A 10250-nucleotide genomic window follows, 5' to 3' on the forward strand; every position below is an offset into this window, starting at 1 on the left:
CGCGGGTTGTCGACGCGACGGCCCGCGCCTTGGTGCTGGGTTCGCAATGAGTCATCGTTACCACTTTATTTCCGGCCTGCCGCGCTCCGGTTCGACGCTGCTGGCCGCTATTCTGAAACAGAATCCGCGCTTTCAAGCCGGTATGACCAGTCCGGTCGGCGCATTTTTTTCGGGTTTGCTCGATCAGGTCAGCGCCGGTAGCGAGTGGGGGCCGGTCGTGACCACCGCGCAACGCCGCCGCCTGCTGCGCGGTTTGTTCGACAGTTATTACGCCGAGGAAACCGGCAAGGATGTGGTGTTCGATACCAACCGGGCTTGGTGCGGCCGCTTGCCGGCACTGCTGGATTTGTTCCCGGACGCCAAGATCATTGCCTGCGTCCGCAACGTGGCCTGGGTCATGGACAGTCTGGAGCGGCTGTACCGGGCCAGCCCCTATGAAAACAGCCGCTTGTTCGCCGACGACGTCGAGCGCAATACCGTGTATAGCCGGGTGGAAACCTTGGCGCAGCGCAATCGCCTGGTCGGTTTTGCCTGGTCGGCGCTGAAGGAAGCGTTTTACGGCGAGCAGGCCGCTTCGCTGCTGGTCGTCGACTACGATTTGCTGGCTCGGGCGCCCGAGAAGGTGATGCCGTTGATTTACGATTTTCTCGGCGAGCCCGCGTATCCGCACGATTTCGCGAATCTGCAGTACGACGCGCCGGCCTTCGACAACAATTTGGGCCTGTCCGGCCTGCACAGCATTCGACCTCGAGTGACCTTGGAGAACCGGGCGACCATTCTGCCGCCGGATTTGTTCGAGCAATATGCCGATATGGCGTTCTGGCGCGACGGCCGCGGCAGTCGCGCCCACGTTGTTTCCGCGCAACCGGCCGCCGCTCGGCCGCTGGTGACATCCGTTTGATTGACCGTCGATTTTGGGGAGCAAGACCATGAAACTATTCGAGCGTATTCGCCCCGCCGGGACTCGCCATCGTTCCAAGGCGGCACCGCTACGTGCCTGGGCCTTGGAACCGCGCATTCTGTTCGACGGCGCGGCGGCGGTCAGCGCCGACGCCGCTCAAGCGGACGCGCCGCCGACCGCCGATCAGCCGCCGTCTGCGCTGGACGCTCAACATTTGCTGGATGCGGCGGCCGCCTGCCAATTCCCGGAAGCGCCGGCCGCTCAGTCTAGCAACGTCATCTTCGTCGACAGCCGGGTCAGGGACGCCGAAACCTTGTTGGCCGGCGCCGATCCGCGCGCCGAAGTCGTAATGTTGGAGGCCGGCCGCGACGGCGTGCAACAGATGGCCGACTATTTGGCGGATCGCCGCGACGTTACGGCGATTTCGATTGTCGCCGAGGGCGGCGAGGCCAACGTTTGGTTGGGCAATGCTTGGCTGAACAATGATTCAATCGGCGGCTACGCCGCTCAACTCGATACGATAGGCCAAGCGCTGGCGGCCGACGGCGATCTGCAAGTCTATTCCTGCAACCTGGGCCGGGGCGCCGACGGCGCTACGTTTGCCCGGACCCTGGCCGATCTGACCGGGGCCGACGTGGCGGTGTCCGACGACCGCACGGGTGCCGGCGGCGATTGGGATTTGGAAATGCGCACCGGCGACGTCTCGGCGCCCGCGGCGTTTTCCGCTTCGGCCATGGCCGACTACGATTACGCGCTGGCGACGGTCACCGTGACCAACAATAACGATAGCGGTGCCGGGTCGTTGCGCGCGGCGATTGCATCGGCGTCGTCCGGCGACACGATTACATTCAACGCCGGAATGACGATTACCTTGTCCAGCGGCCAGTTAAGTATCAGCCAAAATTTGACGATAGACGGCGATCTGGACGACAACGGTAGTGCCGATGTTACCGTCGATGCCAATTACCGCAGCCGGGTGCTGTCGATTACCAGCGGCAACGTGACCGTGGACGGTTTGACGATCACCCACGGTTTGGTTTCGGGCGACGGCGGTGCGTATAACAGCGTCAACGGCGGCGATGCGTTGGGCGCCGGAATCTCGGTGACCGGCGCGGGCACCGCGGCCACATTTTTGCATTCGACGATCACCGGCAACGTCGCGGCCGGCGGCGGCGGCAACGGCGGTAGCGACGACGGGTCTTACGGTTACGGCGGCGGCGGCGGCGCAGGTTGGGGGACGACTGTCGGCGGAACCGGAGGGGCTTTTAATAATACTACACCTGGCACCTCGGGTTCCGCGGGTACTGGCGGAAATGGCGGTGTTAACGGGGTTGCCAGCGCCTCTGGCCGGGGCGGTAGCAGTGGCGCCAGTGGCGCCGGCGGCGCGGGGGGAACCAGTGGTATTCACAACGCGGGCGGAACCGGGGGAACCGCCGGCTCGGGCGGACTGAATTTTATCGGCGGCGGCGGCGGCGGATACGGTTCAGGCGGCAGCGGCAGCGCGGTGGTTGGCCGGGGTGGGATAGGCGCCGGCGCTTTAGCAATCGGTTCCGGCGCAACGGTGTACATGGCGTCGACCTCGATCACCAACAATCTCGGCGCCGGCGGCGGCGGCGCGGGTGGTTACGGTGTCGATGGCGGCGACGGCGGAGCCGGCGTCGGCGGAATCTACAACAATGGTGCCTTCAAATACGAAAACGCTACCATTACCCACACCTCGAATTACGGAGGCGGCGGTGCCGGCGGAACGTCCTCGGGCGGTAACCCCGGCGCCTCCGGGTCGGGCGGTAACGCCGGCACCGAATGGCTAGACGGGCCGGGTAGCACGGCCGCCTGGACGCCGCCCTCGCCGACGGCGTCGATTACTTCGGCTACCTACGACGCCAGCACCAACGTGCTGTCCGTCACCGGCGCTAATATGACCACCGGCGACACCATCGATACCACCAAGCTGACGCTGACCGGCGAGGGCGGCAATACCTATACCTTGGCCGGCAGTTACACGGTGACCGCCAGTAGTTCCACCAGTTTTAGCATTACTTTGGATGCCACCGATCAGCTCAACGTCGAAGGCCTGCTGAATAAGGACGGGACCGCGTCCGCCGGCGCGACCACCTACAATCTAGCCGGCGCGGCGAATTGGGACAGCACCGCCGCGGCATCCGCAGATACCACCGGCAACGGCGTTACCGTCAGCAGTACCCAAACGCCGACCTTGACCTCGGCGACCTACGACACCACGACCGGCTTGTTGGTCGTGACCGGTACCCATCTGGTCAAGCAAAGCGGCGCGACCAACGATATCGACGCTTCGTTGTTCACGTTGACCGGCCAAGGCGGCAGCTACACCTTGACCGACACCAGCGACGTGGAGATCACTTCGGCGACTGCGTTCACGTTGACGTTGTCGGCCACCGACAAGGCCCAGGTCAACACCCTGCTCGATAAAAACGGCACCAGTTCCAGCGGCAGCACGACTTACAATTTGGCGGGGGCCGATAATTGGAACGGCCCAATCACCGGCGGTAGTATTGCCGATACCAGCGGCAACGGCATCACTGTTTCCGGCATCAATTCGGCGGCGGTGATTAGCGGTTTGAACGGCGACAGCGTGGCCTTGTCCGGCACCGTGACGCTCGATGCCGGCGGCAATTTGACCGTTTCCGACGCCGAAAACGACGTAGGAGACTGGAACGGCGCTTCGTTGACCGTGCAGCGCGGCAAGATCGGCGACGCCAGTATCGCCGATGCCACTAGCAACGATGTCTACAGCTTTAATGCCAGCGGTTTCAGCGATACCGGTTCCGCGCTGCAAACCGGCGGCGCGACCACCTTCGCTACTTACACCAATACCGGCGGGGTGTTGACGATCAACTTCAACGCCAATGCCACCACCGCGTTGGTGCAAGCGGTGATGCGCGGCATTCAATACGCCAACAGCACCCCGTTCGGCGATGCCACGATCCGTTTCGCGTTGAGCGACGGTACCGCGACGACGAATGCCGATGTCAGTGTGACCAGTTCCAGTATTTACGTGACCCAGACCAGCGACGACAGCGGTAACGACGCCGCCGACGGCTTCGGTTTGCGCGAAGCGTTGGCGCGCTCGGCGGCCCAGGCCGGCGCGGATAGCGTGATTCTAAGCAATTTGACCAGCGGCACCACGCTGACCTTGACCGGCTCCACCGCAAGCTTGGGTGCCGACGATACGGTGACCTTGCAAGGGGCAAAGACCGTCACGATAGCCGGTAGCGGCGGTGGCGGTCTGGTACTGGCCGGGGCCGGCACCTTGAATTTGCTCGGCGCTAGCGCCGCCTTGAACGTGTCCGCCGATATATCCGGTGCCAGTGGCAGTCTCAGTAAAATCAGCGGCGGTGCCTTGACGCTGTCCGGCAGCAATACGTACGGCGGAGCGACTTCGTTCAGTAACGGCGCCGTGACTCTGAACGGCGGCGCGGCGATCCCCAACGCCAGCGCGCTGACCTTGGGCAACGGCGCAAGTCTGGCCGTCACGCTGGGCGCGGATGAAACCATCGGGTCGTTGAGCGGCAGCGGCGTGACCGGCAGCTTCGATCTCGGTTCGTTCACGTTGACGACCGGAGGCGACGCCACCTCGACCGGTTTCGACGGCGTGCTGAGCGGAACCGGCGGCTTAACCAAAACCGGTAGCGGCACCTTCACGCTGAGCGGCGCCAATACCTATACCGGCGCGACCACCGTGTCGGCCGGCACGCTGGCTTTGAGCGGCGGTAGCGCCTTGGCCGACACCAGCGCGGTCAGCGTGGCCGGCACCTTGAGTCTCAACGCATCCGAGACGATCGGTTCGTTGGCCGGGGCCGGTAGCGTCGTTCTGGGCGCCAATACCCTGACCGCCGGCGGCGACAATTCGTCAACCACGTTTTCCGGCGGAATCTCCGGTAGCGGCGGATTGACCAAAGCCGGCAGCGGCACCCTGATTTTGTCGGGTAGCAACACCTTCAGCGGCGCGCTGACCTTGTCCGGCGGCACGTTGCAAACCGCCAGTCTGGGTAGCGCCGGCTCGCTGGTCATGGACGGCGGTACCTTGGCGGCTAGCGCCGGGGGTATTACCTCCTCGGTCGGGGTATCGGTCACCGCCAACGGCGGCAGCTTCAACACCACGGCCGGCAGCATCACACTGAACGGTAATCTGACCGGTTCCGGCGGCATCTCGGTCGGCGGGGGCGCGGGCAATGTACTGAAGCTGGCGGGTACCAACACCGGTTACAGCGGCACCGTTACGTTGAACAACACGATCATCGACATCGCGTCGGACAGCGCGCTGGGGACCGGCGCGCTGGCCTGGAACGGCGGCAAGCTGCGTTCGACCACCACGGCGCGCAGCATAGCCAACGCGATCACGCTCGGCGGCGATGTGACGATGTCGGGCTCGTTTGCGTTGACCTTTACCGGCAACGTCGATTTCGGCAACGCGGCACGGACCATCAACAGCGGCGTGGATACGACGTTCTCGGGTATCTTGAGTAACAGCAGCGGTCTGCTTACCAAGACCGGCGCCGGCACGATGACCCTGTCCGGCGCGAATACCTTGACCGGCGCGGTCAGCCTGTCGGCCGGCGGCTTGACGTTAAATCACGCCAGCGCGATCGCCAACAATACCGCGGTCACGCTTGCTAGCGGGACCACGCTGACGCTGGGTGCCGCCAAAACCATCGGTTCATTGGCGGGCGCCGGCAATGTTGCGCTCGGGGCTTTTACGTTGACGGCCGGGGACGGCTCCAACACCAGTTTTACCGGCGTCATCAGCGGTAGCGGCGGGTTGACCAAGACCGGTTCCGGTACCTTGACCTTGGGCGGCACCAATACCTATACCGGTGCGACCACAATTTCGGCCGGTACCTTGACCACCAGCGGCAGCAACCGAATCGCCGACAGCTCGGCGGTGACGGTGGCCAGCGGCGCTAGCTTGACGCTGTCGTCCGCGAGCGACCGGATCGGTTCGTTGGCCGGCGCCGGCGCGGTGTCCTTGACCTCCAGCACTTTGGAAATCGGCGGTGACAACACCAGCACCAGTTTTACCGGCACGATCACCGGTAGCGGCGCGACCGTCGACAAAGTCGGCAGCGGAACGCTGACCCTGGCCCTGTCCGGGACGAATGCCTTGACCGCCACGTCGCGTCTCCAAGCGTCCGGCGGTACGGTGGTGTTGTCCGGTACGCTGAGTGGCACGCCAGAACTGGCGCTGAACGGCGGCTCCTACCAGTTGGCGTCGGATGTCAGCGTCGGCCAAATCAATAGCTACACCAGTGGCAATATCGATCTGCAATCCTTCACACTGACTAGCGATTCGGCATCGTCAGGGGCGTTTTCCGGGGTAATCAGCGGCAGCGGCGGCCTGACCAAGCTGGGTAGCGGCGAATTGGACTTGTCCGGCACCAATACTTACACGGGGGCCACGACGATTTCGGCGGGCACGCTGACCTTGTCCGGCGGCGGCTCGGTGCTGGCCGATACCACCGCCGTCACCGTGGCTTCCGGCGCCATTCTGAATCTGCACGCCATCGACGACACGATAGGCTCGCTGGCCGGCGCCGGCACCGTGACACTGAACAGCGGCACGCTGACGGTGGCCGGTAATGCTTCGACCACGTTCTCCGGTATTTTGCAGGACGGCGGAAATAGCGGCGGCTTTGCTAAAGCCGGCAGCGGTAGCTTGACCTTGTCCGGTACCAATACCTATACCGGCTCGACCGCGATCGACGCCGGTACCTTGGTGGTTACCGGCAGCTTGAACGGCGCCGGAGCCGGCGCGGTTAACGTGGCCAGCGGCGCCACGCTGGCCGGCACCGGTAGCGTCAACGGCGGCCTGACGATCGCTGCGGGCGGGACCTTGGCGCCGGGCGTGGCCGGCAGCAACGACGGCGTCGGCACGCTGACCGTGACCGGCGGTTTAACTATCGCCTCCGGCGGCAGCTTGGCGGCCGACATTGCCGGTTCGGCCAGCTACGATAGCGTGGCGGTTACCGGCGCGGTCAATGTCAGCGGCGCCACGCTGAGTTTGTCCGGCGCCCATGTGGCCACCAAATCGGCGAGCGGCGAAACCTTCACATTGATTTCCAACGACGGTTCGGACGCGATCACCGGCAATTTTAGCGGTTTGGCGGCGGCCGGCACCGTGACGTTTAACGCGGTGGCGTTGACCGCCAGTTACACGGCCGGCAGCAACAGTAACGACTTTCGCTTGACCGGACCGGTCAATCAGGGGCCGGCCCTGGGCGGTACCTTCACCACCGCCGGCAGCGTCAACGACAACGCCACCACCACGCCGTTCGCCAACGTCACCTACACCGACGCCGACGACAGTTCGGGCACGTTCACGCTGACCATCAGCTACACCGGCGCCAACGGCACCTTGAGCAGCGCCGGCGGCGGTTTGTCCGGTTCGGCCGGCAGCTACACCTTGACCGCGAACAGTCCCGGCGCGCTGCAAACCCTGCTGCAAGCGCTGGTGTTTACCCCGACCGACAACCAAGCCGTGCCGGCTGGCACCGTCCAGACCACGTTTACGTTGACCGGCAACGACGGCACCAGCAGCGGCTCCGCCGACAGCTCGACCGTGATCACCGCGACCTCGATTAACGACGCGCCGACCGATTTGCAACTTTCCAACAACGCGATCAGCGTGTTCGACGGGCTCAACGCCACGGTCGGCACGCTGTCGGCGTCCGACGTCGATACCGGCCAGACCTTGACTTATAGCTTGGTCAGCGGCAGCGGCGACACCGACAACGCCAGTTTTACAATCAGCGGCACCACGTTGAGCGTCGACAACGCGGCTTTGACCGCCGGTCAGACGTATTCGGTTCGTATCGGCGCCAGCGACGGCACCGATTCGGTCGAACAGGTGTTCACGATCACGATCTCCAATGATTTGACCGTGACGGTCACCGCGATCGACGGCAATGCGGTCAGTAGCTTTAATGCCGACGTCGCCGACGGCGGCGGTCTGGATCTGCGGGAAGCGCTGTATTACGCCGGCACTATTTCCGGGCCGACCACGATCAACTTCGCCGAAACCTTGAGCGGCACCATCACGTTGGGCGGGGCCTATACCGTGGCCGACGGCGTGACCTTGGCGATGGATAGCGACACCGACAGCCGCTCGCTGACGATCACCAGCCAGTCATTGAATTTGGCCGGCGCGATTGGGGTCAGCGTCGGCACCGGCGATACGCTGACCATCAATTCCGCGCTAGCCGACGACGGTAGCGTGGTTTCTAATTTGACCAAAAGCGGCGCCGGCAAACTGGTGCTCGGCGGCACCAACAATACCTCGACCGGCGGCACCAGCGGCACCGGCTTGAATACCGCCGGCATCGCCGGCGGCACGTTGGCGGTGGCCGGCGACGCCAATCTGGGAACCGGCAACCTGACCTTGAGCGGCGGCATATTGCAGGCGACCGGCGGCTACCCTAACGCGATCGACAACGATATCGTGTTGGCGGCGGACAGCAGCATTCTGGTCGATACCGGCGCTTATCTGCAACACACCGGTGTGCTGAGCGGCAGCGGGGCTCTGACCAAACTGGGCGGCTCCACGCTGGAGCTGGCCGGCGCTTCGGCGAACACCTACAGCGGCGGCACCGCGATCGGCGCCGGTTATCTGCTGACCAGCAAGAGCGGCGCGCTGGGCAGCGGTGGGGTGGTTATCGCCAACGGCGCCTCGTTGCACTTGCAAAGCGCGGCGACCTTCAGCAACACGATCTCCGCCGCCGGCGTCGGCGCGGACACTAACGGCGCTATTCGCGCCATCGGCGGCGACAATACCTTGAGCGGCCTAATCACGTTGACCGGCAACACCAAGATCGATACCGGCGGCAACACCTTGACGCTGTCCGGCGGCATCACCGACGGCGCCAACAGCTATGCGCTGACTCAGTTCTGGACTGGCACGCTGCTACTGTCCGGTACCGGCCATTGGGACGGTGGCCTGGCCGTGACCGGCGGTACCGTGCGAACCCTGGGCGGCGCGGCGATCAAGGACACTTGCGCGGTGACCTTATCCGGTGCCGGAGCACTAAGTATCAGCGCCAGCGAGACGATAGGCACGCTGTCCGGCGGCAGTTCGGCGGTCGCCGGCATTAGCTTGGATAGCGGCGCGGTATTGACCGTCAATCAAGCGACCGGCAGCAGTTTTTCCGGCGCGATCGCCGGTGCCGGCGGTTTGACCAAGGCCGGCGCGAACGAGTTGGAACTGTCCGGAACCAATACCTACAGCGGCGCGACCACGGTAACGGCCGGCATGTTGTCGGTCTCGGGCGGCGACGCCATCGGCGACGATAGCGCGCTCGACATCGCCGGCGGCGCCACGCTGTTTTTATACGACAACGAAACCGCCGGCTCCCTGTCCGGCGCCGGCACCGTGACCTTGAACAGCGGCAGCCTGACCGTCGGCGGCAATAATGCCTCGACCGGCTTTTCCGGGGTGGTCGAAGACGGCGCCATTGGTGGGAATTTGATTAAAACCGGCACCGGCACTTTGACCCTGTCAGGCAATAACAGCTATAGCGGAGAAACCACGGTGCGTGGCGGCGGTACCTTGGCGATAGCCTCCGACGCCAATCTCGGCGGCGGCGATCTGACCTTGAACGCCGGCACGCTGTCGATTAGCGCCGCCACGAACGTCGATAACAATGTAACCCTGATCGGCGCGGCGACCGTTTCGAACAGCGCCGCCGCGACCTTGTCCGGCGTGTTGTCCGGCAGCGGCTCGTTGACCAAGCAAGGCAGCGCGGCGTTGACGCTATCCGGCGCCAATACCTACAGCGGCGCGACGACGGTATCGGCCGGCACGCTGGCGGTGACCGGCGCACTGGGCGGGACCAGTGGCGTTTCGGTGCAATCCGGGGCGACCTTGGCCGGCAGCGGCAGTATTTTCGCGGTCAGTTCGACCAATCAATTGACGATACTCGACGGAGCGACGCTGGCGCCCGGCGTGGCCGGCACCAACAACGGCATCGGTGTGTTGACCGTCAACGGCAATCTGCGGCTCAGCGGCGACATGGCCGCCGAAGTCGGCGGCGACGGCGGCGTGGCCGGCACCGATTTCGATCAAGTCGTCGTCAACGGCGTCGTCAGCTTGAACGGCGGATCGTTGAGCGTGAGCCGGGTCGGCGCTTACAGCGCCAGCAACGGTGCCACGTATCGGATCATCGACAACGACGGCGCCGACGCGGTGTCGGGCAGCGCCGGCACTTTCAACGGCATACCCGAGGGCAGCGACGTGATGTTGAACGGCGATATCTACACGGTGCGTTACGCCAGCGGCACCGGCAACGACGTGGTGCTGACCGCGTTGGTCAACCCACTG

At 64.4% G+C, this 10250-nt stretch carries 2 protein-coding genes; both read left to right on the forward strand.

The annotated features are described in order from the left end of the window. Positions 1–46: 46 nt before the first annotated feature. A complete protein-coding gene (locus A1355_RS11575) occupies positions 47–901 on the forward strand; it encodes a sulfotransferase family protein (RefSeq protein ID WP_064028205.1) in 855 nt (284 codons plus the stop codon). Between the two features lie 28 nt (positions 902–929). Next, positions 930–10250: autotransporter-associated beta strand repeat-containing protein (locus tag A1355_RS11580; protein ID WP_064028207.1), on the forward strand; the 9321-nt coding region annotated here is incomplete at its 3' end.

Origin of the sequence: Methylomonas koyamae (assembly GCF_001644025.1) — a bacterium.
Taxonomy (GTDB): Bacteria; Pseudomonadota; Gammaproteobacteria; order Methylococcales; family Methylomonadaceae; genus Methylomonas; species Methylomonas koyamae_A.